24 protein-coding genes are annotated in these 24,300 nt (G+C 67.0%); 11 read left to right on the plus strand and 13 right to left on the minus strand.

Annotation, left to right across the window (positions count from 1 at the left end):
- Positions 1–11: 11 nt before the first annotated feature.
- The 3 genes from ACETK3_RS13715 to ACETK3_RS13725 form a co-directional block, all read right to left on the minus strand.
- Positions 12–1,340, minus strand: a complete 1,329-nt coding sequence (locus tag ACETK3_RS13715; RefSeq protein WP_373993058.1) for an ABC transporter substrate-binding protein — start codon at positions 1,338–1,340, stop codon at positions 12–14.
- 120 nt (positions 1,341–1,460) lie between these two features.
- Positions 1,461–2,291 carry a hypothetical protein gene (locus tag ACETK3_RS13720; RefSeq protein WP_373993059.1) on the minus strand — a complete coding sequence of 277 codons (831 nt, stop codon included), beginning with the start codon at positions 2,289–2,291 and terminating at the stop codon, positions 1,461–1,463.
- Positions 2,288–3,385: a Gfo/Idh/MocA family protein gene (locus tag ACETK3_RS13725; protein WP_237429554.1), complete on the minus strand. Its 1,098-nt coding sequence runs from the start codon at positions 3,383–3,385 to the stop codon at positions 2,288–2,290. Before ACETK3_RS13725 ends, ACETK3_RS13720 begins: the two co-directional genes overlap by 4 nt.
- A 192-nt stretch (positions 3,386–3,577) precedes the next feature.
- Here ACETK3_RS13725 and ACETK3_RS13730 point away from each other — a divergent pair, with 192 nt between their 5' ends.
- Positions 3,578–4,795, plus strand: a complete 1,218-nt coding sequence (locus ACETK3_RS13730; RefSeq protein WP_373993060.1) for an ROK family transcriptional regulator — start codon at positions 3,578–3,580, stop codon at positions 4,793–4,795.
- 30 nt (positions 4,796–4,825) lie between these two features.
- Here ACETK3_RS13730 and treS read toward each other — a convergent pair whose 3' ends face one another.
- The gene (gene treS, locus ACETK3_RS13735; RefSeq protein WP_236800534.1) at positions 4,826–7,102 is read right to left on the minus strand and encodes a maltose alpha-D-glucosyltransferase; all 2,277 of its coding nucleotides are present in this window, start codon (positions 7,100–7,102) and stop codon (positions 4,826–4,828) included.
- A gap of 277 nt (positions 7,103–7,379) precedes the next feature.
- Between treS and ACETK3_RS13740 the strand changes: the two genes are divergently transcribed.
- The gene (locus ACETK3_RS13740; protein ID WP_373993061.1) at positions 7,380–8,264 is read left to right on the plus strand and encodes a GAF domain-containing protein; all 885 of its coding nucleotides are present in this window, start codon (positions 7,380–7,382) and stop codon (positions 8,262–8,264) included.
- Positions 8,261–9,169: an SGNH/GDSL hydrolase family protein gene (locus ACETK3_RS13745; RefSeq protein WP_237429556.1), complete on the plus strand. Its 909-nt coding sequence runs from the start codon at positions 8,261–8,263 to the stop codon at positions 9,167–9,169. The genes ACETK3_RS13740 and ACETK3_RS13745 overlap by 4 nt, the downstream gene beginning before the upstream one ends.
- 65 nt (positions 9,170–9,234) lie before the next feature.
- Here the strand turns inward: ACETK3_RS13745 and ACETK3_RS13750 are convergent, their stop codons facing one another.
- Together ACETK3_RS13750 and ACETK3_RS13755 are read right to left on the minus strand one after the other, a co-directional pair.
- Complete coding sequence (locus ACETK3_RS13750) at positions 9,235–9,702, minus strand: hypothetical protein (RefSeq protein ID WP_373993062.1); 468 nt, start codon at positions 9,700–9,702, stop codon at positions 9,235–9,237.
- Between the two features lie 79 nt (positions 9,703–9,781).
- The gene (locus tag ACETK3_RS13755; RefSeq protein ID WP_373993063.1) at positions 9,782–11,134 is read right to left on the minus strand and encodes a uracil-xanthine permease family protein; all 1,353 of its coding nucleotides are present in this window, start codon (positions 11,132–11,134) and stop codon (positions 9,782–9,784) included.
- 200 nt (positions 11,135–11,334) lie between these two features.
- On the opposite strand from ACETK3_RS13755, the gene ACETK3_RS13760 reads away from it, so the two are divergent.
- Complete coding sequence (locus ACETK3_RS13760; protein WP_373993064.1) at positions 11,335–11,940, plus strand: malonic semialdehyde reductase; 606 nt, start codon at positions 11,335–11,337, stop codon at positions 11,938–11,940.
- A 173-nt stretch (positions 11,941–12,113) separates the two neighbouring features.
- Positions 12,114–12,656 (plus strand): 2'-5' RNA ligase family protein, encoded by a 543-nt coding sequence (locus tag ACETK3_RS13765; protein ID WP_373993076.1) that lies wholly within the window; start codon positions 12,114–12,116, stop codon positions 12,654–12,656.
- On the opposite strand, the gene pgm is transcribed toward ACETK3_RS13765, so the two are convergent.
- Entirely contained in the window at positions 12,653–14,317 is a 1,665-nt protein-coding gene (gene pgm / locus ACETK3_RS13770) for a phosphoglucomutase (alpha-D-glucose-1,6-bisphosphate-dependent) (RefSeq protein WP_306969711.1), read from the minus strand. The two genes, ACETK3_RS13765 and pgm, sit on opposite strands and share 4 nt — an antisense overlap.
- A 239-nt stretch (positions 14,318–14,556) precedes the next feature.
- Between pgm and ACETK3_RS13775 the strand changes: the two genes are divergently transcribed.
- Positions 14,557–15,522: a nuclease-related domain-containing protein gene (locus ACETK3_RS13775; protein ID WP_306969709.1), complete on the plus strand. Its 966-nt coding sequence runs from the start codon at positions 14,557–14,559 to the stop codon at positions 15,520–15,522.
- Here the strand turns inward: ACETK3_RS13775 and ACETK3_RS13780 are convergent.
- Entirely contained in the window at positions 15,482–16,408 is a 927-nt protein-coding gene (locus tag ACETK3_RS13780) for a LysR family transcriptional regulator ArgP (protein WP_373993065.1), read from the minus strand. The genes ACETK3_RS13775 and ACETK3_RS13780 overlap by 41 nt on opposite strands.
- 94 nt (positions 16,409–16,502) lie before the next feature.
- On the opposite strand from ACETK3_RS13780, the gene ACETK3_RS13785 reads away from it, so the two are divergent.
- Together ACETK3_RS13785 and ACETK3_RS13790 are read left to right on the plus strand one after the other, a co-directional pair.
- A complete protein-coding gene (locus tag ACETK3_RS13785; RefSeq protein ID WP_236800542.1) occupies positions 16,503–17,075 on the plus strand; it encodes a LysE/ArgO family amino acid transporter in 573 nt (190 codons plus the stop codon).
- Between the two features lie 34 nt (positions 17,076–17,109).
- Positions 17,110–17,586 carry a DUF4190 domain-containing protein gene (locus ACETK3_RS13790; protein ID WP_236800543.1) on the plus strand — a complete coding sequence of 159 codons (477 nt, stop codon included), beginning with the start codon at positions 17,110–17,112 and terminating at the stop codon, positions 17,584–17,586.
- A 35-nt stretch (positions 17,587–17,621) separates the two neighbouring features.
- On the opposite strand, the gene ACETK3_RS13795 is transcribed toward ACETK3_RS13790, so the two are convergent.
- Positions 17,622–18,320, minus strand: coding sequence for a FadR/GntR family transcriptional regulator (locus tag ACETK3_RS13795; RefSeq protein WP_373993066.1), 699 nt, complete (start codon positions 18,318–18,320; stop codon positions 17,622–17,624).
- 134 nt (positions 18,321–18,454) lie between these two features.
- Here ACETK3_RS13795 and ACETK3_RS13800 point away from each other — a divergent pair, with 134 nt between their 5' ends.
- The 3 genes from ACETK3_RS13800 to ACETK3_RS13810 are packed head-to-tail and all read left to right on the plus strand — an operon-like array spanning position 18,455 to position 22,617.
- Positions 18,455–19,825: an SLC13 family permease gene (locus ACETK3_RS13800; RefSeq protein WP_236800545.1), complete on the plus strand. Its 1,371-nt coding sequence runs from the start codon at positions 18,455–18,457 to the stop codon at positions 19,823–19,825.
- Positions 19,826–19,874: 49 nt separating this feature from the next.
- Positions 19,875–21,098, plus strand: coding sequence for a CaiB/BaiF CoA-transferase family protein (locus ACETK3_RS13805; protein WP_306969705.1), 1,224 nt, complete (start codon positions 19,875–19,877; stop codon positions 21,096–21,098).
- A 1-nt stretch (position 21,099) separates the two neighbouring features.
- Complete coding sequence (locus ACETK3_RS13810; protein ID WP_306969703.1) at positions 21,100–22,617, plus strand: carboxyl transferase domain-containing protein; 1,518 nt, start codon at positions 21,100–21,102, stop codon at positions 22,615–22,617.
- Between the two features lie 72 nt (positions 22,618–22,689).
- On the opposite strand, the gene ACETK3_RS13815 is transcribed toward ACETK3_RS13810, so the two are convergent.
- The 4 genes from ACETK3_RS13815 to ACETK3_RS13830 all read right to left on the minus strand — a co-directional run bounded on the left by ACETK3_RS13815 (position 22,690) and on the right by ACETK3_RS13830 (position 24,228).
- Positions 22,690–22,962 (minus strand): dihydrofolate reductase family protein, encoded by a 273-nt coding sequence (locus ACETK3_RS13815; protein ID WP_306969701.1) that lies wholly within the window; start codon positions 22,960–22,962, stop codon positions 22,690–22,692.
- 45 nt (positions 22,963–23,007) lie between these two features.
- Positions 23,008–23,274 carry a hypothetical protein gene (locus ACETK3_RS13820; RefSeq protein ID WP_373993067.1) on the minus strand — a complete coding sequence of 89 codons (267 nt, stop codon included), beginning with the start codon at positions 23,272–23,274 and terminating at the stop codon, positions 23,008–23,010.
- Positions 23,275–23,322: 48 nt separating this feature from the next.
- Entirely contained in the window at positions 23,323–23,799 is a 477-nt protein-coding gene (locus ACETK3_RS13825) for a lipopolysaccharide assembly LapA domain-containing protein (protein ID WP_236800549.1), read from the minus strand.
- Positions 23,800–24,009: 210 nt separating this feature from the next.
- A complete protein-coding gene (locus tag ACETK3_RS13830) occupies positions 24,010–24,228 on the minus strand; it encodes a hypothetical protein (RefSeq protein WP_236800550.1) in 219 nt (72 codons plus the stop codon).
- Positions 24,229–24,300 lie beyond the last annotated feature (72 nt).

A 24,300-nucleotide genomic window follows, 5' to 3' on the forward strand; every position in this document is an offset into this window, starting at 1 on the left:
GGCGGTTCGTCCTACTTCTTCAGGACCGATTCGAGGCCGGACTGGAAGGTCTGCAGGGCAGTCTTGGCGTCTGCCTTTCCGGTGATGATGGTCTGGCTGAACTGGTTCAGTGCCTGCCCGCCGTCGAGTGCTGCAAGGTTGGCGTTCAGCTTGCTGCCCTGGGCAGCGAAGGTCTTGGCGATGGGCTGCCAGTCCTTGACGATCTTGACGTTGTTGGGGTCGTTGGCGAACTCGGGAAGCTCGGTGATCGACTTGAAGACCGGCAGGGCGGACATCAGCTTCTTCTGCCACAGCTGCTTGAGCTGGCCGAGGTAGTACACAAGGAACTCCTCGGAGGCGTCCTGGGAGGGGGTGTTGGTGTACATCATGATGTTGTTCGGGAAAACGATGGTGGCCTTGTCCCCGTGCGGTCCGGTGATGGGGTCAGCCACCAGGAGGTCGCCCGAGGTGTCGCCGACACGTTGGGGCACGTTCACCTGGAACAGGCCGTAGCCTGCCTTTCCATCCTTCCACTGCGCCGACATGTTGTCCGTGGTGTAGCTGACTGCGGCGGGATCAATGATGCCGTTGGACACAAGTTCCAGGACGAACTCCATGGCCTCGACGTTGCGGTCGTTCATCAGGTCCAGCTCGCCGTCCTTGTTCCAGACACCGCCGCCGTTGTTGACCATCATCATGATCATGGAGTGGTTGGCGTAGTTGTTGCCGGCGCCGGCGCCGGTGGTGAAGCCGAACGCGCCCACCTTCTTCAGGGCCTTGCCCGCTTCAAGGAGGGAGGGCCAGTCCGTGGGAAGTGCCACGTTGGCCTTCTCGAACAGGGACTTGCGGTACCAGAAAACGCGCATGTCCAGCTGCCACGGGACGGCGACGTAGCCCTTGTCCGACTTGAACGGGTCCAGCACGCCGGGCAGGAAATCGTCGAACTGGCCGTTGGCCTTCAGCTTCTCGATAACCTTGTCCGCGTAGGCGATCTGGCCCTGCTGCTCGAACTGGAACGCCTGGAAGCCGCCGCCCGTGGACACAGCCGGGCCGGTCTTGGAGGCGATCGCCGAGGAGAAGGTCTGGTAGAAGTTGTTCCACTGGATGATCTGGTAGCTCGCCTTGGCGCCGTTGGCACCGTTGAAACCTTCCGCGATGCCCTTGGCGGCGTCGTTGTAGGCCGGTGTTGCCCACGGCATGTCCCAGAACTTCACGGTCCCGCCGGCTCCGCCTCCGCCGCCGCCCTGTGACGCCGAACCGCCGCCGCAGGCCGCGAGGAGGGGTGTTGCGGCAGCGGCAGCCGTCAGGCCCAGGAAACCGCGCCGGGAGAAGGAGCGGCGCTGTTCGGAAGTTGCGTTCATGATGTGTCCTTTCGGGACCGCTTGCGCTGAGCGCCGTTGGTGCGGTCCTGCTCATCGTTGAGAGTGGAGGTGGGACTGGATTGTTCGGTTGTGCTGTTCGGTTGCGTATCGGTGGGCTGGTTACGTGGCAGCGAGGGTTGCGTAGAGGTCGGTCAGCCGGGCGAACCCGGCCAGATCGTCCGGGCTGGTGCCGGCGCGAAGATGGTCCTTCAGGCGCCGCCACGCTGACCGGTGGGCGGATTCGTAAAGCGTGGGAAGCAAAAGTTCGCCTTGGGTCCCCGTGACCCGGACTTTCGCCGGCCAAGCGGCGTCCGGATCGGGAACCTGGACGCTGACTCCGCCGTCGGCGGTGTAGAGGCGGATATCGACGCCGGCCATTCGGGCCGAGGTCAGCACGCCCTGGGCGGTGAACGGGGCTCCATTGGCCAGCCTGCCGCGCACCGCGTACCCGGTGGCGCCGCTGCGCAGGACCCGCACGCCGCCGAGCGGCCCGCAAACGGCCAGCAATGCGGCGAGATGGTCGACCAGGAGCCGCTGCGGATCCGTGCCGGGAGCCGCCGTCGCCACACTGTCCAGCAGTGAGGCGGTACCGGCGGCGCTGCGCACCGCATCACGGGCGTCGGGTTCCGTGGGATCACCCACCAGGGCCGGATTGGAGGCCCAGCGGAGGTCAAGGACGACGGCGGTTCCTGCGGCGCCTGCCGCTGCGGCCAGTTGCGTGGTGTCTTCGGGAGCAGGGTTGGCCACCACGATCCCGCGGGCGCCCGCCGCGACGGCATTGGCGGCCTCGGCGGTCCAACCGGGCTCACCCGCGATCACCAGCACATCCGCGGTGCCCTGCCGGCTGTCCTGGGCGGGACCGAAGGTTTCAGGCAGTGAAGCCATGGTTTGGGTGACAGCGCCGGCTTCCCGGGCCCCGGTGCCCGCCGAAACTGTGTACTGGCCGCTCATGCCGAAACTCCTGCTTTTTCTGCGGCGCCGGCGTGTGCTGCCGCGGCGCTTGCCACCGTTGCTTCGGCGATGGCCAGGGCGAACGTGAGGTCGTCGATCAGGGTTTGGGCGGAGGGGGCCCGGCGGGTTCCCGTGGCGAGCCCGGCGAGTTCACGCCATTCGCCCTCGTAGCCGTTGTGGCCGTACGGGCCAAAGCCGGTGGTTTCGGTCCCTTTGCCACGGGAGATGGTGGCGACGGCGGAGCCGGCCTGGATATAGGACGGCGTGAAGTCGATGTGCAGGGCGGCATCATCCCCGATGGCCTCGAAGGTCCATTCCGGCTTCCAGGTGCTGTTCATGACGGCCCGCAGTTCGATAACGCGGGTGGGAGTGCGGAGCGAGACTGCGTAGCCGAACGGGCGGACGTGGAACGCGTGGAGGACCTCTACGTCGGCGAAGTCGGGCGTGAACCGGCGGACCAGGGGCAGGTCGTGGATGGCCAGGCCCATGATTCCGCCCTGCAGTGCGCCCTTGATGACCTCGATGTCCGAGTAGTCAGGGTTGCCTGCGGTGGGCCGGGTAATGATTTCCGTTGCGAAATCCTCGAACCGCGCATTGGGCGGCAACACGATCGAAGAGCGGATGGTGTGGACCTGCTCCGGGAGGTCACCCCAGTTCTGTTCAGCCGCCAGCCAGCCGGGATCGAACGTGTGCATGGCGCCGACGACGATCGGAACGCCGGTTTCGGTGCTGACGGCCGAGATGCGGGCTGCTTCTTCAGCATTCATGGCGAAGGGCTTTTCGCAGAGGACTGCCTTCTTGCCGGCCCTGCAGGCGGCGATGACCTGGTCTGCGTGGAACTGGTGCGGGCTGCAGATCGCCACGATGTCTACGCCGGGGTCCGCCAGCAGGGCCTCCATGCTGGTACCGGCCACGGCGCCGACACGGGCGGCCACGGAGGAAGCGACGGCAGAGTCCACATCCATGATGTGCCGCACTTCCAGGATGTCCTGGAGGCGGGCCAGGGCCGGGAGGTGGATGGCTTGGGTGACCGGTCCGGCGCCGAGGATGCCGACGCCGAGGGGGCGGCCTGCGGGCGCTGCGTGCTGGGACAAGTTCCTACCTCTTTGTAAGCGGACTCCGGGATGCTGGGCCATCACTGCGGCCGATGCCAGGCATCGGATTCGCAAATGTGCCGTGAGTCACAACCTAGGACCACTTTTGACACGCGTCAAGCAAAAGTTGTTTGTTGCGCGTCATTCTTCTGCCGTGATGACAGTAGTAAGTAAGAGTGTTATGACTTAGACATGACTCAAGCCACGGGGAAACAGGCCGCGAAAGACGCTGACGTCGGCAGCCTGTCGCGTGCGGGCGACCTCTTCCAGCTGCTCCGGGACGGCAGGGCCCGTACCCGTGCGGAGCTGGCCCTGACCACGGGGCTGGCCCGTTCCACCGTCGCTTCCAGGATCGACGCCTTGATGCTGTCCGGCCTGGTGGGTCCGGCAGGGGAGGCGCTCTCCAGTGGCGGCAGGCCGCCGTCGCGCTTTGCCTTCAACCCTTCCGCCCGCCTGGTCCTGGCCGTGGACGTGGGCGCCACGCATGTCATCGTGGCGGTCACCGACCTTGGCGGAACCATCCTCGCCGAACACCGGCTGGCCCAGCAGGTGGCCGACGGGCCGGAGGTGGTGCTGGACCGGGTGGTGGCGCAGGGCAAGGAGCTGCTGGCGTCCGTGGGACGCAACGTGGGGGAGCTCGCCGGCATCGGTATCGGGCTGCCCGGCCCGGTGGAACACGACACCGGCAAGCCGGTGAAGCCGCCCATCATGCCGGGGTGGGACGGGTTCGACGTAGTCAGCTACGTCCAGCGGTCCCTGCCGGTCCACGTGCTGGTGGACAACGACGTGAACATCATGGCGCTGGGGGAGCAGTCCGCGCACTGGCCCGAGCACAGCAACTTCTTCTTCGTGAAGGTGGCCACCGGCATTGGCTCCGGAATCATCAGCAACGGGGAACTGCAGCGCGGCGCCAACGGCACGGCCGGCGACCTGGGGCACGTCCAGGTGGCACGGGGCTCGGATGTCCTGTGTGCCTGCGGAAACTTTGGGTGCCTGGAGGCACTCGCGTCAGGTCCCGCCGTCGCGCGCTCCTTGAAGGAGCAGGGACTTGACGTGGCAATAGGCGCCGACGTGCTCCGGCTCGCCGCCGACGGCAACCTGCAGGCCATCCAGGCCCTGCGGCAGGCCGGACGGGACATCGGCGAGGTGCTGGCCACCGTGGTCAACCTGCTCAACCCGTCCGTCATCGTGGTGGGCGGCAGTGTCGGCGAGACGGGGGAGCACTTGGTGGCCGGAATCCGCGAGGTGGTGTACCGGCGCTCTCCGCCGCTGGCCACCTCGCACCTGCGCATTAACGTTTCGCGGGCCGGCGCCCATGCGGGCGTGCTTGGGGCCAGCCAGCTGGTCACCCAGTACGTCCTCTCGCCGGCCATTATCGAAGCGACGCTGACGGCCGCAGCAGTCGGGTAGCGCCGGGGTTTTCCGGCGCCACCCCCGGCGTTAGGCCTCGGCCTCCGGCTCAGGTGCCTCGGTCAACAGCAGTGCAGTGCCGCCATAGGCGGGCAGTTCCAGGAAGAAGCTGTGCAGGTCGTCCACCTGGCCCACTGTCTCGCCGCTGAAGAGGTCCGTGACGTTGGCGCCGGATGGCAGCTCGTTGGACTGGATGCTGCCGGCGATGTCCTGCCCGGAGAAGTTGAGCGCCGTGACCTGCAGCCTGCCGTCCGTCAGCCGGTTCACCAGCACCAGTGCGCTGCGGTTGGAGACGTCCGGCACGTCCAGCAGGGTGCCGGTGGCGATCCCGTTGTCCTCGCGGACCGCAAGGATCCGCTGCAGCCTGCGCGCGAACGAGTCCGGGTCCTTCAACTGTTCTGGTAGTGGCCCGTAGAGGCTGCGGGCCCGCGGCATCCCGGCCGATGACGTGGTTGCGTCCGGGCTGGTTCCCATGAGGTCGTGGGCACCGCGGTTGATCCAGCGGGTATCGCCCTGGGACGTGAGTTCCCGGACCCTGCTGCGGTCCAGCGCCTGGATGCCGGTGAGGTCCCAGCCGGAAAGCGCGAAGACGCCGGGCTGCAGGGCGTTGTACATGGCCAGGAGCAGGTGGACGTCCCGGATCTGGGCTTCCTGCTCCGGGGTGGCGGCGTCCGGGTCCTGGATTCCCAGGGCGGCCATGATGAAACTGACCGACGTGCAGGCAATGCCGTTGGTGGTGAACACGGCGTTGTAGGGCGCGTTTTCGCCGGTGAGCCGGTCCCGCAGGGTCTGCTGGACCTGCTCGGCCAGCTGTGCGCCGGTAAGTTCCTCGCCGTTGAGCTCAAACATCTCGTCCCGGTGCCCGGCCGCGAAGTGCAGGAGTTCGTAGGTGAGCTCGTCATGGTTCTGCAGGGCATGCACCAGCGAGGCCTGGTCGACGCCGATTTCCAGGGACAGTCGGAGGGTCAGCCGCAGGAACTCGGTGTCCGCGGTGACCAGGGCATAGTGGTACGCCGGCCGGGTGATGAAGTCGTAGGACAGGTCCGGGCCGGACTCCGAGGTTGCCTTGATGTCGTCGATGGTCAGGTTCAGTTCCTGGAAGGAGAACCCGCCCACCTTGCGGATCATGGATCCGATGAGTTGGTTGGCGGCCTCGGAGAGCGGGTGGCCTTCCGACCAGCCGGGCTGTTCCTCTGCGCTCTTTTCCACGCCCAGGAAGCCGTTGGCGTCAAGGCGCAGCGCTCCGGTGCCAAGGTCCACGAGCGAGTGCAGGGCATCGCCGACCACGAGCCGCATTCCGGCGAACGTGGGGTCCAGCCAGTTGATGGAGGGCTGCCCGGCCTTGAAGTAGTGCAGGTAGACCCAGCGGCGGGTTTGGCCGGTGGTGTCCACGATGGGCCGGGTGACGCTCCAGTTGGTTTCCTTTACCCCGGGCTCGTAGAAGATGACCCGCTGCAGCCGGCCGATGATGTAGCCGGCCTTCTGCAGCGCCTGCTCGGCGTCGGGGCTGAGGTTGACCGAATCGGCACCTTCGGGGACGTCCGGGAGCAGGTTCCAGTCCTCTTCCGGGATATCGATCATGTGGTAAATCCCGGGGTAGTCCCGGAAGTTCATTTCGGCGAGCCGGAAGTCGGCTCCCTTGCCGGTGTGGCCGGGGACGATGTCGTCGATGATGGTGCCCTCGTGCTCAGCAGCCACTTCGCACATCCTGCGGAACTCGTCCTCGGTGCCGAAGACCGGGTCGATGGCCATGCTGATGCGGTCGAAGTGCCCGTCCACGCTGGGCGTGTGGGACCAGCCACTGATGCCGCCGGCAAGTTTCACGGGACCGGTGTGGATGCCGCGGATTCCGATTTCGCGGAAGGCCTTCCACATCTGCGGGTCTCCCAGTGCCGAGAGGAACGACTGGCCGGTGGGGGTGATGAAGGACAGCGGGTAGGCGGTGAACCACACGGAGGCGCGTTCGACGGCGGCACGCGGGTTTGGGTGCGCGTACGAGTTTTGCCACATGCTGGCTTGGCCTGACAGCTGCCGGGCCAAGGTGTTCGCGTCCCCGAGCATGGCCTGGTTGCGCAGCCACTCCACATAGGCGGCGTTGCGCCCGTCGAATTCGAAGGATGGCCTGCTGCCGACGAACTGGCGCCGGCGGGCGATGGGCCGCAGTGCCTTCGGCCGGGCGGCAAAGAACTGCTCGTCGAAGTTGACGTCCAGTTCCGCTGCCTGCTCCGCAGCGCCCGCTTCCACTTCCCCGTTGCCTGCGGCTGTATCCGCTTCTGAAGTGTGCTCGCTGGTGCCCGGCTCCTGCATAAAGCTCCTCTTTCCATTGCTCGTTTCCGTGCTGGCATGGATGCTCCACGACCCCTTGCTCAAGGACAGGTACCCAAGCGAGCAGGGAGTATTCGGCGTTCCCTCTCCCGATGCTACTGCGCAGGGGGCCGGCGGAAGGGGACACCGGCGCGCCGCTCATCGGTAACCGGGCGAATCCCCCTTGTTTCCCCGCTATTCCCCACCGGGGTGCAATGGGGTCGTATTCTTGAATCAGAGGTTTTGCAGTGGGCCGAAGCGCTGATAGCAGGGCTGGAGCATGGCCGCTGATCCCACGGGGCAGGTTGGCTGGGGACCGCTTCCAGTTACCCCGGAGCCCGTTTTCGACAGCAAGGACGTTGAAGACTACCTCTGGGAAGTGACCCGCGACTTCATGACGGGTATCAAAGGTGAGCGCCGCAGCATCAGCTGGGCGGCCACCCTCTTTCGCTTGGGCAAGGCCCGCACCCTCGCGGCCAGTACCGAGCAGGCGCGCGAAGCGGACCGTGAGCAATGTTCCTTCGCCGATGGACCGGTGATGGAAGCCGTGCGCACTGGGGAATTCGTCCTGCTGTCAGATCTGAGCCGGGATCGCCGCTGGCCTGGGTATTCCAGTGCTGCCGCCGTCCACGGCGTGCAGTCCCTGCTCTCCGTCCCCATCCTCACCGAGGGTGCCACCAGCGCCGCCATCAACCTTTACTCACCGTCACCGCACACCTTCACCAGTGATGACCTGGTGCACAGCCAAAGCTACGCGCGGCAGGTGGCGCGGGCCCTGCGTGTTGTGGTCCGGGTGGCTGAGCGTGCGGAAACGACGGCGGGTCTCGCCGTCGTCCAAAGTTCCCTGGTCCTGGTGGACCTTGCGGTGCGCAGCCTCATGAACGAATACGGGCTCACCCGTGAGGGGGCGCTTCGGTTCCTGCAGACGCAGGCGCTGCACCACGAACTGGACCTCCGGGACGCGGCACTGAATGTGGTGGCCCCCAGCGGCATGGACCGTGGGGCCGGGCAGCCTTCCGGGCTGCGGCAGGAAACGTACGACGGCGTGTCGGAGCTTCCGCGGCCGTCGGCGGCGGGGCGTGACTTTCCAACCGGGTCGTCGCCCCGCAAGGACGCTGCGGCGGGGAAGGAACCCCCGCCCGCTGCAGAAGGGAGGACGGCATGACCATCGCGAAGCAGGAGCTGCGCTCCATTGCGGGAGGACCGGCCAAGCACCCCTGGCACCGGTTCGTCGCACTGGGGGACTCCTACACCGAAGGAATTGGCGACCCCGAACCGCAGAGCCTGGGCGGCCTGCGGGGCTGGGCAGACCGGGTGGCAGAGGAACTGGCCGCCGGCCAGCCTGATTTCGCCTATGCCAACCTGGCCATCCGCGGCATGCTGCTGAAACAGATCCTGGACGGGCAACTGGCACCGGCCCTGGCACTCAAACCCGACCTGGTAGCCATGTCCGGCGGTGGCAACGACATCGTGTTCCGCCACGGGGATCCGGACAAGCTGGCGGAAAAAATCGACGAGGCCGTGGGGGTCGTGACCGCTACGGGTGCCACCGTGCTGCTGTACGCCGGGCCCGACTGGGGGAATACGCCGGTCTTTGGCAAGATCCGTGGCCGCGTGGCCATCTACAACGAGCACCTGCACCGGATCGGGGCCAGGCACCACGCCATCATGGTTGATCTGTGGTGCCTGCCCGAGCTCCAGCACGCGCTGATGTGGGACCCGGACCGGCTGCACCTGTCCCCGCTGGGCCATCACTCTGTTGCCGTGGCCACCCTCAACGCCCTGGGCGTGGCGCACGCGCTCAAGCCGCTCCAGCCGCGGCCGCTTCCGGCCCACGGGTGGACGCAGGCCCGGGCCGAGGACCTGGTGTGGGCGCGGCAGTATTTCGTGCCGTGGGTGCTGAAGCGGCTGCGCCCGCATCAGTCCGACGGCTCTTTGGCGGCGAAGCGGCCGCTGCCGGTTCCGGTGTTCGGCCTTGGCCGTCCAGGTCCGTTCCCGCCGGGCCACCCGGTCGCGGGCCTGCACGCCGGGATGGCGGGCGGCCCGGCACCGGAAGGACATGCGGCCTAGCTGCTACCCGACTGGCCTAACCAAAGCCGGATCCGCTTGTCGCGATGCCGCCAACCAGGCCGGCGTCACGACCTGCGGGCGTCCCTTATCAGCGCCATGAGTGCCGGGACTCCCGCCGCCACGGCGGGAGCGGCCAGCAGCAGCCCGAAGTCGGGTTGGGACGCTGAAAGTATCGCCGCGATGACGGCTGCCGCCAGGGCCGCGATGAGCGCAAGGGACAACCACCTGCGACGGTCCCTTGCATTGAAGAAACGGAAACCCCCAAGGCCCGCGGTGGCCACGGCGGTGAGGATGACAATCCCTGATATGACCGCGACCCCAGGCCCGGAAGCATCCTTTAGCCGGTCAATGAGTCCCACCGGAACTGCGAGCATCCAGCCGCCCAGGAGAACCGCGAGGACGCAGCCTGCCAAGCGGCCTTTGGGTATTGGAGGCTGGGTATGGATCTGCTCCGGCGGCAGGTCCGCCTGTTGGACGTGGCGGTGGGCTGCCGGCGGTGGCGGCTGCGACGGACGTGCAGTGTTCTCAAGCATGGTCCCCCAAAGGTAGTGCCTGATGTCCGTCTACCCTACAGGGGCAGCCCCGGAGCCCGCCTCTTCCCGGCGTTCCGCCTTAGCGCTTCTTCGGTGCGCGTTTCGCCGCGGCCTTCATCGCGGCCTTGGCCGCGGGAGGCAGCACTCCCTGCTCGGTTTCGGGTTCGGCCACCGTTCCCCGTGCCTTCGCCACCGCCTTCATGCCGTGGTAGATCACCAGCGCGGCAGCGGAGCCCAGGGCGATGCCGGTGAACTTCAGGTCGCCGATGGTCCACGTGTAGTCGGCGATGCCGATGATCAGGGCCACGGCCGCGGTGGTCAGGTTGACGGGGTTGGAGAAGTTGACCTTGTTCTGCACCCAGATCTTCACGCCCAGGACGCCGATCATGCCGTACAGCATGGTGGCCGCGCCGCCCAGCACGCCTGCCGGGACGGTGGCAATCAGTTCGCCGAACTTCGGCGAAAAGCTGAGCAGGACGGCGAACATGCCCGCCACCCAGTAGGCCGCCGTCGAATACACCTTGGTGGCCGCCATGACGCCGATGTTTTCCGCGTAGGTGGTGGTGCCGGAGCCGCCGCCGAAGCCTGCCAGCATGGTGGCGGCACCGTCAGCCATCAGCGCGCGTCCGGAGACGCCGTCGAGGTTCTGTCCCGTCATGGCCGCAACCGACTTCACGTGGCCGATGTTCTCCGCCACCAGCACCAGGACCACCGGGACGAACAGGCCCAGGACGCCGATGTGGAACTCGGGGGTCTGGAAGTGCGGCAGGCCCACCCAGGCCGCGGCGTCCATCTTGTCGTACTTCACCTCACCGCGGAGCATGGCCACGACGTAGCCCACCACCACGCCCACCAGGATGCTGAGCCGGCCCAGGATCCCGCGGAACAGGACGCTGACCAGGAGGATGGTGACCAGCGTGACCAAGGCGGTGATGGGGGCAGCGTCGAAGTTCTGCTTGGCGGCGGGGGCCAGGTTCAGGCCGATCAGCGCCACGATGGCACCGGTGACGATGGGCGGCATCAGCCGGTTGATCCACCCGGCGCCGAATTTCTGCACTACTGCGCCCACCAGGGCCAGGGTGGTGCCGGCCAGCACCACGCCGCCAAGCGCTCCGGGGATGCCGAACTGCGCCTGGGACGCGGTGATGGGCGCGATGAACGCAAAGCTTGAACCCAGGTAGCTGGGCACCCGGCCCTTGGTGATCACCAGGAACAGCAGCGTGCCGATGCCGGAGAAGAACAGCGTGGTGGCCGGCGGCATCCCGGTGATGATGGGAACCAGGAAGGTGGCGCCGAACATGGCCACCACGTGCTGCATGCCCACGCCAATGGTCAGCGGCCACGCCAACCGCTCGTCCGGGGCCACCACCTGGCCGGGCTTGATGTTTTTGCCGGTGCCGTGCAGCTTCCATTTGATTCCGAGCATGCTCATGGGAAGGGATGCCTTTCAGGGGGTGCCGCGAGGGGGCGAAGATCAACTCGCTCAAGAATACCGCCAAGTTTTTCGCGCAGCCCTGCTGTGTCCAAGGTCACCCGGCGTCACGGGAAGAGGAGGAAAGCACTTGAAGTTGCAACTATGGAAAGCAACAGAGGCCACCCCGGCAGGCGGGCGGCACAGCGAAAGGTAAGCCAATGACCATTGCCCATGACGAAGCGGTTATCGACTCGGCAGCCGTGGACGCCATCTTCGCCCAGGCCCGCACCGCCAACTCCTTTACCGGTGAGGTGACCGAGGAGCAGGCACAGGCCATCTACGAGCTCACCAAGTTCGGCCCCACCGCCTTCAACTCCCAGCCGCTGCGGGTCACCTACGTCCGCTCGCCCGAGGCCCGCGCCACGCTTGTGGACGCCCTGTCCCGCGGCAACCAGGCCAAGACGGCCTCCGCACCGCTGGTAGCCATCCTCAGCTATGACACCGACTGGGCCGGCAAATGGGACAACTTCCTCCCCGGCTACAACGCGCCGAAGGCCATGTACGACGCCGATCCCGCCCTGGCTGCCGCCACCGGCAACAACAACGCGCACCTCCAGGCCGGCTACTTCATCCTTGCCGTCCGCTCCCTCGGCTTCGCCGCCGGCCCCATGACGGGCGCCGACTTCGACGCGATCGACGCCGCCTTCTTCCCGGCCGGCGACCAGAAGAGCTTCCTGGTGGTCAACATCGGCCAGCCCGGTGAAGAGGCCTGGGGCGAGGCAAAGCCGAAGTTCTCCTACGACGAGGCCGTCCGCACCGTCTAACGTCTGCCCCCCAACAATCGCCCGCTCACTTTTGGCGGTCTTCTAGTGAACGCCCGCTCACGATGGTGAGCGGGCGTTCGTTGTTTTACCGTCACATGTGAGCGGGCGTTGGAGCATCCGTTGCCAAAAGTGAGCGGGCGTCGAAGGGGCGGGTGGGAGACTGGGGTATGGCGATGCGGAACCTGATCTTTGTGGCCTTCGTCGAGCCCGTGGCTGAGGGCCAGGTTTTCCCGCGGACTGACTGGCCGCTGCACATCACCCTGGTGAGGTTCGACGCCGGCAGCCAGGACAGTGCCGACATCGCCGAACGCATCGCCGGGCTGGCCCACGCTGCCGCCGCCACAGCGCTCGGTGCCGGACTGACAGTGGGGAAGGACGCCGCTTTCGGGCGCAACGGCTCCGTCCCCGTCAACCTCGTGCAACCGCACCCAGCCCTGCAGGAACTGCACGAGCGGCTGGTGCAGGTGGTGACGGATGCGGGCGGCAGGATCCTCACCCCGCACCACACCCTGACCGGCTACCGCCCGCACGTCTCCCACCAGGCGGTCACGAACCAAACCAGCACCAGCCCGGCCACCGCAGAAACTGAGGCCAAGCGACTCCACCCGGGTGACGCCGTCGTGCTTGACCGTATTGCCCTGGTGGACATGGCCCCCGAAGGCGACCACACCATCAGGCGGATCCTCGGCCTCTGGCGCCTCGAAGGTGGAAGCTAGGCGATAACGCTGTCCACCAGTGCCTTGGCCTCGGCCTGCACCTGCTTCAGGTGCTCCTCGCCCTTGAAGGACTCGGCGTAGATCTTGTAGACGTCCTCGGTGCCGGACGGGCGGGCAGCGAACCAGGCGTTCTCGGTGACCACCTTCAGGCCGCCGATGGGCGCGCCGTTGCCAGGGGCCTCGGTGAGCTTGGCCGTAATGGTCTCGCCGGCAAGTTCGGTAGCGGTGACATCCGCAGCGGAAAGCTTGCCCAGCTTCGCCTTCTGCTCGCGAGTGGCGGCCGCGTCGATCCGTGCGTAGACCGGGGCGCCGAACTGGTCCGTCAGGCCCTTGTAGAGCTGGGACGGGGACTGGCCGGTCACGGCGGTGATCTCGGAGGCCAGCAGGGCCAGCAGGATGCCATCCTTGTCCGTGGTCCACACACTGCCGTCCAGCTTGTTGAAGGAGGCACCGGCGGATTCCTCGCCGCCGAATGCGCCTTCGCCGGACAGCAGGCCGGGGACAAACCACTTGAAGCCCACCGGAACTTCAACAAGCTTCCGGCCCAGGCTCTCGGCCACGCGGTCGATGATCGAGGAGGACACCAGGGTCTTGCCCACCACCGAGGCCGGGTTCCAGCCGCTGCGGTTGCGGTAGAGGTAGTCGATGGCCACGGCCAGGTAGTGGTTGGGGTTCATCAGGCCGCCGTCGGGGGTGACGATGCCGTGCCGGTCGGCGTCGGCGTCGTTGCCGGTGGCCACGTCGAAGGCCGGCTGCCCGGAAGCTGCGGCGTCGGACATGCGCTGGATCAGCGAGGCCATGGCGGACGGCGACGAGCAGTCCATGCGGATCTTCTCGTCCCAGTCGAGTGTCATGAAGGCCCACTGCGGGTCCACCGTGGGGTTCACCACGGTGAGGTCCAGGTGGTGGCGCTCGGCGATCTCGCCCCAGTAGTCAACGGAGGCGCCGCCCATGGGGTCCGCGCCGATCCGGACGCCCGCGTTGCGGATAGCGTCCAGGTTCAGGACGGACGGAAGGTCGTCCACATAGCTGCTCAGGAAGTCGAACTTTCCGGTGGTGTCCGCGGCCTGGGCTTCCGCCAGCGGGATCCGCTTCACGCCGCGCAGTCCGTTTTCCAGCAGTTCGTTAGCGCGGTTGGCAATCCAGCCGGTGGCGTCCGAGTCAGCGGGGCCGCCGTGCGGAGGGTTGTACTTGAAGCCGCCGTCGGCCGGTGGGTTGTGGCTGGGCGTGACCACAATGCCGTCAGCCTGCGGTGCACCCTGTGCCGCCTTGCGGTTGTACGTGAGGATGGCGTGGCTCAGCGCCGGGGTGGGGGTGTAGCCGTGGCGGGCGTCGACCAGGACCTGGACTCCATTGGCTGCCAGCACCTCCAGGGCCGAGTTCTGTGCCGGCTCGCTCAGCGCGTGCGTGTCCTTGGCCAGGAACAGCGGGCCGGTGACGCTCTGCGCTGCCCGGTATTCGACAATCGCCTGGGTGATGGCCACGATGTGCTGCTCGTTGAAGGAGGCCTTGAGGCTGGAACCCCGGTGCCCGGATGTTCCGAACACCACACGCTGCCCGGGATCACCAAGGTCCGGTGCGATGTCGTAATACGCGTCAAGGAGCGCAGTGATGTCAACAAGGTCCTGGGGTTGGGCAACTGTGCCCGCGCGGCTAGCCATGGCTCCAGCATGCCAGAACCTGGCAGGAGTCAAAACGACCCGCCCAAAATCCGGACCCTGTGACACGCCATGACGCCCACAACCAAGTAGTCCACCTGAGTACACGGCCCGGAAAGTACCTATATACCCGCGCTTTCCCGTCCTGCTAATTTCGAAAAAATTCCAGGAAGAAAACCGGAAGGAACGGACGACGGCGGGCCGCCGGCGTCATCCCATCGGCAAGGAAACGGGGACGTCCAATGGGGGCAGGAGACGGGGCAGCGGAGCAGTCCAGACTGGCGGCCGAGCGCGTTGCCCGCCTGAAGCGCCGGCTCGACCAGGCCGAGTGCGCCACAAAGTCGTGGGATGCCGCGGCCGTGGGGGAGCGGGTGGTGGCCGACAAGCTCAGCGAGTTGGTCCCGCGCGGCTGGTACGTGCTGCACGATGTCCACTGGCCGGGCCGCCCCAAGGCCAGCCTTGACCACGTCCTTGTGGGTCCCGGCGGGGTAGTGGTGGTCGATTCCAAGAACTGGACCGGTGAAGTCCGGGTGGCATCGGGTGTGCTGTGGCAGGGCCGCTATGCCCGGACCCAGGCGGTGGAAGGTGCGCTGGCCCAGTGCGCTGCCGTGGCTTCCGTGCTGTCTCCGCCGCACCGCAGGCTGGTGCGTCCGCTCATCTGCATGGCCGCACAGCCGGACCTGTTCGGGGTGACCGACTCGGACGTTGCCGTGGCCGGTTTCCAGCGGGTGGTGGCGGCCATCGAGGCGCTCCCGGCAGTGCTCGACCAGCAGGCAGTTGTAGGGCTGTACGCCCAACTCGGCCAACAGCTCACCCATGAGCAGGAGCCCGGCATCACTGCCCTTCGGAACGTGCGCCCGGGAACCGTGGTGCGGCCGGCTGGAGCACTTCCCCCCGCCGGCCCCTCGGCCGGCCCGCAGCGAAAGTCCAGTTCAGACGAGGACGCGGACCGGACCCGAAGTGTGTCGAGGCACCCCGCCGGCCGTGCCCTGCCTGCGAAGGGAGCGGCAAAAGGAACGCCGGCAAGAAAGTCCACGGGAGACCGGCAGGCAGTCCCGGGCCACCAGGCGGGAACGCCGGGGCGACCAATCCGCCACGGCCGGAACGGCAAAGCGCAGCAGCAGGGCGTTACCAGTGGAGGAAAGCTCGCCCTCCTGGCGGCCTTCGTCATTTTTGCCGTCTATATCCTGCCCTACTTGGGCCGGTAGCTTCCCCCGATTCACCCGGCCGCAGCTGGTCTTTGGCGGCGCTGCGCACTGCGGCGGTGACCCGGTTGAGCCGTTCCGAATCGAGCGTCCAGGCCTGCCAGTAAAGCGCCACATCATGGTAGGCGGTGTCATCCAACCGGACCAGGACGCCGTCGGCCAGCTCATCGGTGAGCTGGAGTTCCGGGATCATGCCCCAGCCCAGCCCGGCTGTGACCGCGGCGAGGAATCCCTGGGAGGAAGGCACCAGGTGCGTGGGCGGAAGCTGCAACACGTTTTTTGCGGCGAGCAGCTGCTGCTGCAGGGTGTCTTTCGTGTTGAATTTCAGGACCGGCATTGCGGCCCAATCCAAGCGCCCGGATGCGGAAAAGCGGCGCCGCAGCCCCGGGGCAGCCACCGGGATGTACCGCATGGAGCCCAGCAGGTCCACCCGGCAGCCGCTCACGGGAACAGGATCCGAGGTCACAGCCCCCATGACGTCCCCCTCGCGGAGCAACTGGCTGCTGAAGCCCTGGTCCTCCACGTGGAGATCGAGGGTGGTGTCCTCCCATTGCGCGGCCTGATGCAGGACGGGGACAAACCAGGTGGCCAGTGAATCCGCATTGATGGCCACCGGCAGGTGGGCCCGCGCGTTCATTCCTGAACCAAGCGCTGCCGCCGTCTCCGCCTCCAGTACCTGCACCTGGCGGGCCATCCGCAGCAGCAGCGCACCGGCGTCGGTGGCGGTGCAGGGCAGTCGGCGGCGTACCAGGACCTGGCCCACCGAGGCTTCCAGGGCCTTGATCCGCTGGCTCACCGCGGAAGGGGTGATTCGAAGCAGGTCCGCGGCTGCCTCGAACGTTCCCTCGTCGACAACCGCCACGAGGGCTTTCAGGTGTTCCAGGTTCATAAAGACATCCTAATGATTCCCCAAGATCCTTTATTTGCCTGAACTTCGCCTGGATCCTACCGTCGTCCTTATGTGGACCGCAGGAATAACCGGAATGCTGACAGGCCTCGCACTGATCGTGGCCATCGGCGCGCAGAACGCCTTCGTGCTGCGCCAAGGCATCCGCAGGGAGCACATCGGTGCGGTGGTGGCCGTGTGCATGGCGGGGGATGCCGTGCTGATTGTCGGCGGGACGGCGGGGATCGGTGCGATTGTCACCCACTTCCCGGGGGCGCTGGAAGTCCTGCGCTGGGCCGGGGCCGCCTACCTGCTGTGGTTCGCGTTGCGCTCCTTCATGGCTGCGATGAAGCCCTCGGCCCTGGCAGGGCAGGCGCCCCGGTCGAAGAATTCGGTGATTGCCACCACCGCCGCCCTGACCTTCCTCAACCCCCATGTCTACCTGGACACCGTGGTGCTGCTGGGCAGCCTGGCCAACCAGCAGGGCCCCGACCTGCGCTGGATCTTTGCCGCAGGCGCGGTCACCGGGAGCGTGCTGTGGTTCTTTGGCCTGGGGTACGGGGCCAGGGCGCTGGCAGGCGTGCTCAGCAGTCCCCGCACCTGGCGGTGGATCGACGGAGCCATCGGCGTGCTGATGGTAATCCTGGCCATCCGGCTGGCGCTGCACTGAAGTAGGCTGTAGCCAGATTCATAGGGGAGAAATCATGAGCAACCAGCCATCCCAGGGACCTGACTACCAGCGCAGCGGTTCTTCGCCCTGGCCCGGCTACCAGCCGCCGCCGCAGAACCAGGGGCCCTCCTACGGGCAGCCGCAGTACGGCCAGTCCCAGTACAACCCGGGGCAGTACGGCCAAGGACAGTACAACAACGCCCAGTACGGCCAGCCCCAGTACTTCGGCCAGCCGTACTACGGCAGGGCGGTGGAACCGAAGACCCTGAGCATCGCCAGCATGGTCTGCGGCATCGCGTCGGTGATCATGGGCTGGCTGCTGCTGCCCCAGTTCGCCGCCATCATCACCGGCCACCTGGCCCTGCGCCGCGAACCCTCGGGCAAGGGAATGTCCATCACCGGCCTGGTGCTGGGCTACCTCTGCCTGCTGGGCTACGGCGCCATCTGGCTGCTGTTCATCATTGGCCTGGCCGTCGCCGCCACCACAGGGTCGAACACCGGCACCTTCTAGCAGCAGGTTCCCGCGGGCCTACGCCCTTGGCTGACCTAGCGGAGCAGTTCCACGTCCGAGACCAGCTCGATATGCGCCAGCATGGCCTTCGCGGCGGCATCCGCGTCTTGCGCGCGGATTGCGTCGGTGATCTTGCGGTGCGAGGCGAGGGATTGCTCGGGGCGTCCGGGCTGGCCCAGCGACTCCATCCGGGTTTCCAGGATCATCTCGGCGATGAAGGCCATCAGCTGCGCGAGCACCGAGGAGTGGGCTGCGGCGGTGACGGCTTGGTGGAACAGTTCGTCGCCCTGGGCGCCGCGGTCGCCGTGGTCGATTTCCTTCGACATGACGTCCAGGGCGTTGTCGATGGCGGCCAGGTCTGCGTCGGTCCGGCGTTCCGCCGCGAGGGCGGCAAGCTTGACTTCCAGGGTGCTGCGGGCTTCCACGATTTCCGGCAGCCGGCTCTGGTGCTCGCGCAGGCCCTTGACCACCGAGGCGACGCTGGGCCGCCGGGCCAGGACGGCGCCGGTGCCATGCTGCACATCGATCACGCCCAGTACTTCCAGGGCCACCAGGGCCTGGGCCAGCGTGGCGCGGGAAACCCCAAGCCGCTCCGCGAGGTCCCGTTCCGCCGGGAGGAGGTCGCCGGGCTTCAGCTGGGCGGACTCAATGTACGCAAGGATCTGCTCCACCAGCTGCTCGTAAAGCCGCGGGCGCGAGACCCGCTCCAGGCCCAGCCGTGCTGTCTTCTCCACAAAGCCCTCCCTCGGACGTACCGGATCAGGATACCTGCTTCGTCTATTGACAGATGGACTCAGTGTCTAAGAGGCTAGTCCAGTGAGCCAGTAACTCACGTCACACTCCTCGCACCCCCAATGGAGAACCAACGATGTCCGCTCCTGTCTTATCGATCATCATCCTGGCGGCGATGTTCCTGCTCGCCACCGTCCTGCCCCTGAATATGGGGGCGCTTGCCTTCGTCGGCGCGTTCCTGCTCGGCGCCCTGGTGCTGGGCATGTCCACCAACGAGATCCTGGCCAACTTCCCCGGTGGCCTCTTCCTGACCATCGTCGGCGTCACGTACCTGTTCGCCATCGCGCAGAACAACGGCACCATCGACCTGCTGGTCCGCGGCGCGGTCAAGCTGGTAGGCAGCCGCGTGGCCCTCATCCCCTGGGTCATGTTCGCCATCACCGCCGTCATTACCGCCGTGGGCGCACTGTCTCCCGCCGCCGTCGCCATCATTGCCCCGATTGCCCTGAGCTTTGCCGGCAAGTACAAGATCAGCCCGCTGCTGATGGGCATGATGGTGATCCACGGCGCCCAGGCCGGGGGCTTCTCACCCATCGCGGTCTACGGCGTTACCGTCAACGGCATCCTTGCCAAGACCGATCTCGCCTTCAGCCCCACCGCACTGTTCCTCTCGAGCCTCATTTTCAACCTGGTCATCGCAATGGTGCTCTTCGTGGTCCTGGGCGGCAAGAACCTCCTGTCCTCCAGGGTGGGCCACTTTGTGGAGCAGGCGGCCGAGGCCCGGATGTCCGTCAGCGTCGGTGCCAAGGCCGCCGGCGGCGACGTCCCGTTCAAGGGCTTCGGCTCCGGCATGTACGGCCCCCGGGACCCCGCCGGAGACGGTATCGCTGCCACCAAGGAGCGCAAGGACCGAATCCCGCAGCTGGTCACCATTGCCGGCCTGATTGTGCTGGCCGTCGTGGCCCTCGGTTTCAAGATGGACGTCGGCTTTGTGTCCATCACCATCGCCATCGTGCTGGCCCTGGTGTCACCCGCAGCGCAGAAGGGCGCCATCAACAAGATCAGCTGGTCCACAGTGCTGCTGATCTGCGGCATGCTGACGTTCGTTGGAGTGCTGGAGGAAGCCGGCACCATCAAGTTCGTGTCCAGCGGCGTGGCCGACATGGGAATGCCGCTCCTTGCAGCCCTCATCATTTGCTTCATCGGCGCCGTGGTGTCCGCCTTTGCGTCCTCCACTGCCATCCTTGCGGCCCTCATCCCGTTGGCCGTCCCGTTCCTTTCCACCGGCGAAATCGGCGCCGTGGGCGTTATCTGCGCGCTCGCCGTCTCCGCCACCATCGTGGACGTCTCGCCGTTCTCCACCAACGGCGCCCTGGTGCTCGCCAACGCCCCCGAGGGCGTGGACAAGGACCAGTTCTACAAGCGGATCCTCGGCTACAGCGGGATCGTCATCGTGGCCGGACCCGTCCTGGCGTGGCTGGCATTGGTGGTCCCCGGCTGGCTCTAACGGCCATCGCACCCCAACCCAGCCTGTTTTTTAGAGAGGAAACCAGAACATGAGCACCGAGAACCGCCAAGGCCCCCTGGCCGGGCACACCGTCGTCGACCTCAGCCGGGCACTGGCCGGACCGCACGCCGGCATGATGCTGGCGGACCTCGGCGCCCGTGTCATCAAGGTGGAAAACCCGGGCACGGGGGATGACACCCGGGGCTGGGGCCCGCCCTTCGTGGGCCCGGAGGACGACCTGCAATCCACCTACTTCATGTCCTGCAACCGCAACAAGGAATCCATCACCCTTGACCTGAAAAGCGACGACGGCAAGGCGGTGCTCCGCGGCCTGCTGGAACGGGCAGACGTGGTGATCGAGAACTTCCGGCCGGGCGTCATGGACCGGCTGGGCTTCTCAACCGGCGCCATGCACGAGATCAACCCGCGCCTGGTGATCCTGTCCATCACCGGCTTTGGCCATGACGGGCCCGAATCCCAGCGCAGCGGCTATGACCAGATCCTGCAGGGTGAAGCCGGCCTGATGTCCCTCACCGGGTCGGGCCCGGACGATCCCCAGCGGGTGGGGGTTCCCATTGCCGACCTGCTCTCCGGGATGAACGGGGTTGCCGGCGTGCTGGCCGCCCTGGTGGAGCGGAACCGAACAGGCCAGGGCAAGATGGTGCGCACGTCGCTGCTGGCATCGCTGATCGGGGTCCATGCCTTCCAGGGCACCAGGACCACCGTCGCCGGCGAAGTTCCGCAGGCCCAGGGCAACCATCACCCGTCCATCGCCCCCTACGGCCTGTTCAAGTGCAAGGACGGCAGCGTGCAGATCAGCGTCGGCAGCGAGAAGCTGTGGCAGTCGTTCGCTGCGGCCTTTGGCCTGGACCCGGCCGCCCCGGGCTTTGCCAGCAATGCCGAAAGGGTGCGGAACCGCGCAGAGGTGATTGCCGCCGTCGAACGGGCCTTTGCGGCGTTCGGCGCGGAGGAGTTGCTGCAAAAACTGAACGACGCCGGGATCCCGGCCGGGAAGGTCCGCTCACTGGACGAGGTGTACGCCTGGGAGCAGGTGGCGTCCCAGGGGCTGGTGGTGGATGTGGAGCATCCCCTGCTCGGCAAAGTCAGCCTGCCCGGCCCGCCGCTGCGGTTCTTCGCCCCCGGCGACGCCGCCGAAACCACCGGGAAGCACCATGATGCCCCGCCGCTGCTCAACGAGGACGGGCCGGCGATCCGGGAGTGGCTGGGCCTCGCTTCTGCGGCCGGCAACGGCACGGCTCCCGGGGCCGAATAGCATGGCGACGGCGGAGAAGGTGCGGCACTTGAAAGCGACCGAACTGCTGGATGCGGTGGTGGACCCGGGTTCATTCATCTCATGGGATACGGAGCCGGAACAGCCGGTCCTGTCCTCTGAGTACGCCCGCGACCTGGCCAGGGCCCGCGAACGCAGCGGCGCGGACGAGTCGGTCATCACCGGTGCCGGTTTCATCCGAGGCCGCCGGGTGGCGCTGATCGTCAGCGAATTCTCCTTCCTGGCCGGGTCGATAGGCCACGCGGCGGCGCAAAGGATCGTTGCCGCCGTCGAACGTGCCACTGCGGAGGGCCTGCCGCTGCTGGCCGGCCCCGCGTCCGGGGGGACGCGGATGCAGGAAGGGACGCTTGCGTTCCTGTCGATGGTCAAGATCACCGGTGCCGTCCGGGCGCACCGCCAGGCCGGGCTTCCGTACCTTGTCTATCTGCGACACCCCACCACCGGCGGCGTCATGGCATCCTGGGGATCGCTGGGGCACATCAACGTGGCCGAGCCCGGCGCGCTGCTGGGATTCCTGGGCCCGCGGGTGTACGAGGCGCTGTACGGCGAACCGTTCCCTGAGAACGTACAGGTGGCGGAGAACCTCTTCCAGAAGGGTTTGATCGACGGCGTCGTGGAACCTGGCGACCTGGCCGACCTGGTGGGCCGGGCGCTGGACATCCTGGCCATGAAGGAGGGTGCCGCTGCAGGGGTTCCCGCTCCGCCCGAGACCCTCAACGTCCGCCCCTCGACCGTTGATGCCTGGACGTCCATCGAGATCTCGCGGCGGCAGCGGCGGCCCGACCTCCGCCAGTTGTTGAAGTTCGGTGCCACCGACGCGCTGCCCCTGAACGGGACCGGGCAGGGCGAGAAGGACCCGGGGCTGCTGTTGGCCCTGGCGCGCTTTGGCAGCCAGCCATGCATCGTGCTGGGGCATGCGCGTCCGCTGCGGAAGGACGCGGTCGGCATGGGGCCAGGTTCGCTGCGGGAAGCGCGCCGGGGGATGAAGCTGGCGGAGGAGTTGCGCCTCCCCCTGCTCACGGTCATCGACACCGCGGGCGCAGCCCTGTCGCAGGAGGCGGAGGAAGGCGGGCTTGCGGGTGAGATTGCGCGCTCGCTGCACGAACTGATCGGGCTGGAATCGCCGTCGGTCTCCGTGCTGCTGGGCCAGGGCGCAGGGGGCGGCGCCCTTGCGCTGCTCCCGGCCGACCGGACCATCGCGGCGCAGCACAGCTGGCTTTCGCCGCTGCCCCCGGAGGGTGCCAGTGCCATCGTGCACCGGACCACCGCGTTCGCCCCGGACATGGCGCAGGCACAGGGTGTGAACGTCACGGCACTGTATGCCAACGGCCTGGTGGACCACATCGTGGATGAGCGCGGCGATGCTTCTGTGGAACCACGCGAGTTCTGCAGCCGGATGGCCAGGGCCATTGAGTACGAGCTGGCTTCCGTGGCCGGTGTTCCCGTGCCTGAGCTGGTGGCCGCCCGGGCCCGCAAGTTCGCCAGCCTGGGCTCCCGCTGACGCTCGGTTCCGCCGAGGGGCGCGGGGTTTCCCGGTGCCCCACGCTCTGGCCGCCTGATCCGGCCGGCGTTCCTAACCAGGCTTGTCCGGGGTGTACAAAGCCATGAGGACGCCGGTGCTTGTATGGTCGGCTTCGATGAGCCGCAGCGGGGTTTTGGTGCCGCCCGCGAAAAGCTGTTGCCCGTTGCCCAGGACGACCGGGTGGATCATCAGCAGGTATTCGTCAATCTGGCCAGCAGCCATGAGTGCGCGGATCAGCACTCCGCTGCCCATGATGACGAGGTTGGAGGCGAAGCTTTCCCGGAGTTCCTGCACGGCCGCGGGAACGTCACCGTGCAGGAGCATGGAGTTCGGCCACTCCAGCCTGGTTGCCGGATCCCTGGTAGCGACTTACTTCGGCGTGTTGTTCAGGGCCTCCTTGAAGGGGCCGCCCTGGGCGTTCCATGACGCGAGGAGCTGCCCGTAGGTACGACGCCCGAACAGGAAGGCATGGTCCGGACCCATCCGTTCGCCCATCTTCTGCACCGTGGCCTGGTCGGCGTAGGGAACCGCCCAGCCGCCGTCGCTGAATCCGCCCCGCGTATCCTCATCCGGCCGGCCGGGACCCTGCATGACGCCGTCGAGCGTCACGTGGTTCATCACCACAACCTTGCCCATCGCCAGCAGCCTCTCCTTGCCGGGCGGCTTTCTGTATTGGCCGTGCCTCTACCTGCGCTGCTGGACCCTGGACCGGTGGGCGTTCCGGCGCAGTTGCAGGATCCGTGCGCCGCCTGCCACGGCCACCAGGACGGCGCCGGTCACGGCGGCGATGAACAGTGCCATGCCCAACGGGACGGATCCTTCGAAGCCCAGGAACTTCACCAGGACCAGCTCCTGGTTCTGGAGGATGAAGATGATCAGCAGGATCAGCAGCACCAGGGCTGCTACCACGGCCGCCCAGATGACACCGGTGCGCGTGACTTTGCGTTCCGGAGCGCCGCCGGCCCTTGGGGTGGTTCCGGCGGCAGGTGTTCCCGGCTCACCCGCTGAGTAGGATGGCGCGTTGCCGTAGGTTGCGCGGTCTGCTGCCGGCTGGGCTGTGTTCGACGGCGTCATGTTTGAGGGTGCTGCGTTCGACGGCGTCATGTCGGTGTCCGTTTCCGGCCGACGGTCGGGCCCCGGAGTGTATTGTCCTGCGCTCATGCTCATCCCCTTTCCCAGAATGCTAAGCATGCTTATTGTTCAACCATAGACGCACTGCTGGGACAGCACAACGACCGGCCGGGCCGGCGGCGCCGTGAGTTGCGGCCGTAAGCTGCTGCATTTGGGGCAGGCTGCAGGGAAGACCGCGGAGGGGCCCTCCAAGGACCCCTCCGTTGATTGCTGACTTTTGCGCGGGCAGGTGCCCGGACGTCAGACCCTCTCCCTGCTCCGTTGGGTCTTGTCCCCGTCGGCGGAGGGGGTGCGCGGCGCAGGGGTCCTGCGCCAGTTGGGGAAGGCCCAGAACGTGAAATTCTGTGCCTTGACCGGCTCCTCCGGAGGTTCCGCAGGGGTTTCCGGTTCCGCTTCAGGCCGGCGCGTGGTTTCTTTCTTTGCGCCCCACCCGAAGTCCTTGCTCGATGCGTAGCACATCACAGACCTCCTTATGGTGACTGCCTTTTAATCGTCCTCCTGCCGGGCGTGGGAGTCGAGAGAGCAGTGCAG

Source organism: Arthrobacter sp. E44 (assembly GCF_041877125.1).
Taxonomy (GTDB): Bacteria; Actinomycetota; Actinomycetes; order Actinomycetales; family Micrococcaceae; genus Arthrobacter.

What these genes read in the sequence shown, in the direction of transcription:
- ACETK3_RS13715 (WP_373993058.1), bottom strand. Translation starts at nt 1,340, where the DNA reads ATGAACGCAACTTCCGAACAGCGCCGCTCCTTCTCCCGGCGCGGTTTC.
- ACETK3_RS13720 (WP_373993059.1), bottom strand. Translation starts at nt 2,291, where the DNA reads ATGAGCGGCCAGTACACAGTTTCGGCGGGCACCGGGGCCCGGGAAGCC.
- ACETK3_RS13730 (WP_373993060.1), top strand. Translation starts at nt 3,578, where the DNA reads ATGACTCAAGCCACGGGGAAACAGGCCGCGAAAGACGCTGACGTCGGC.
- treS (WP_236800534.1), bottom strand. Translation starts at nt 7,102, where the DNA reads ATGCAGGAGCCGGGCACCAGCGAGCACACTTCAGAAGCGGATACAGCC.
- ACETK3_RS13740 (WP_373993061.1), top strand. Translation starts at nt 7,380, where the DNA reads ATGGCCGCTGATCCCACGGGGCAGGTTGGCTGGGGACCGCTTCCAGTT.
- ACETK3_RS13745 (WP_237429556.1), top strand. Translation starts at nt 8,261, where the DNA reads ATGACCATCGCGAAGCAGGAGCTGCGCTCCATTGCGGGAGGACCGGCC.
- ACETK3_RS13750 (WP_373993062.1), bottom strand. Translation starts at nt 9,702, where the DNA reads ATGCTTGAGAACACTGCACGTCCGTCGCAGCCGCCACCGCCGGCAGCC.
- ACETK3_RS13755 (WP_373993063.1), bottom strand. Translation starts at nt 11,134, where the DNA reads ATGAGCATGCTCGGAATCAAATGGAAGCTGCACGGCACCGGCAAAAAC.
- ACETK3_RS13760 (WP_373993064.1), top strand. Translation starts at nt 11,335, where the DNA reads ATGACCATTGCCCATGACGAAGCGGTTATCGACTCGGCAGCCGTGGAC.
- ACETK3_RS13765 (WP_373993076.1), top strand. Translation starts at nt 12,114, where the DNA reads ATGCGGAACCTGATCTTTGTGGCCTTCGTCGAGCCCGTGGCTGAGGGC.
- pgm (WP_306969711.1), bottom strand. Translation starts at nt 14,317, where the DNA reads ATGGCTAGCCGCGCGGGCACAGTTGCCCAACCCCAGGACCTTGTTGAC.
- ACETK3_RS13775 (WP_306969709.1), top strand. Translation starts at nt 14,557, where the DNA reads ATGGGGGCAGGAGACGGGGCAGCGGAGCAGTCCAGACTGGCGGCCGAG.
- ACETK3_RS13780 (WP_373993065.1), bottom strand. Translation starts at nt 16,408, where the DNA reads ATGAACCTGGAACACCTGAAAGCCCTCGTGGCGGTTGTCGACGAGGGA.
- ACETK3_RS13785 (WP_236800542.1), top strand. Translation starts at nt 16,503, where the DNA reads ATGCTGACAGGCCTCGCACTGATCGTGGCCATCGGCGCGCAGAACGCC.
- ACETK3_RS13790 (WP_236800543.1), top strand. Translation starts at nt 17,110, where the DNA reads ATGAGCAACCAGCCATCCCAGGGACCTGACTACCAGCGCAGCGGTTCT.
- ACETK3_RS13800 (WP_236800545.1), top strand. Translation starts at nt 18,455, where the DNA reads ATGTCCGCTCCTGTCTTATCGATCATCATCCTGGCGGCGATGTTCCTG.
- ACETK3_RS13805 (WP_306969705.1), top strand. Translation starts at nt 19,875, where the DNA reads ATGAGCACCGAGAACCGCCAAGGCCCCCTGGCCGGGCACACCGTCGTC.
- ACETK3_RS13810 (WP_306969703.1), top strand. Translation starts at nt 21,100, where the DNA reads ATGGCGACGGCGGAGAAGGTGCGGCACTTGAAAGCGACCGAACTGCTG.
- ACETK3_RS13815 (WP_306969701.1), bottom strand. Translation starts at nt 22,962, where the DNA reads ATGCTCCTGCACGGTGACGTTCCCGCGGCCGTGCAGGAACTCCGGGAA.
- ACETK3_RS13820 (WP_373993067.1), bottom strand. Translation starts at nt 23,274, where the DNA reads ATGGGCAAGGTTGTGGTGATGAACCACGTGACGCTCGACGGCGTCATG.
- ACETK3_RS13825 (WP_236800549.1), bottom strand. Translation starts at nt 23,799, where the DNA reads ATGAGCGCAGGACAATACACTCCGGGGCCCGACCGTCGGCCGGAAACG.
- ACETK3_RS13830 (WP_236800550.1), bottom strand. Translation starts at nt 24,228, where the DNA reads ATGTGCTACGCATCGAGCAAGGACTTCGGGTGGGGCGCAAAGAAAGAA.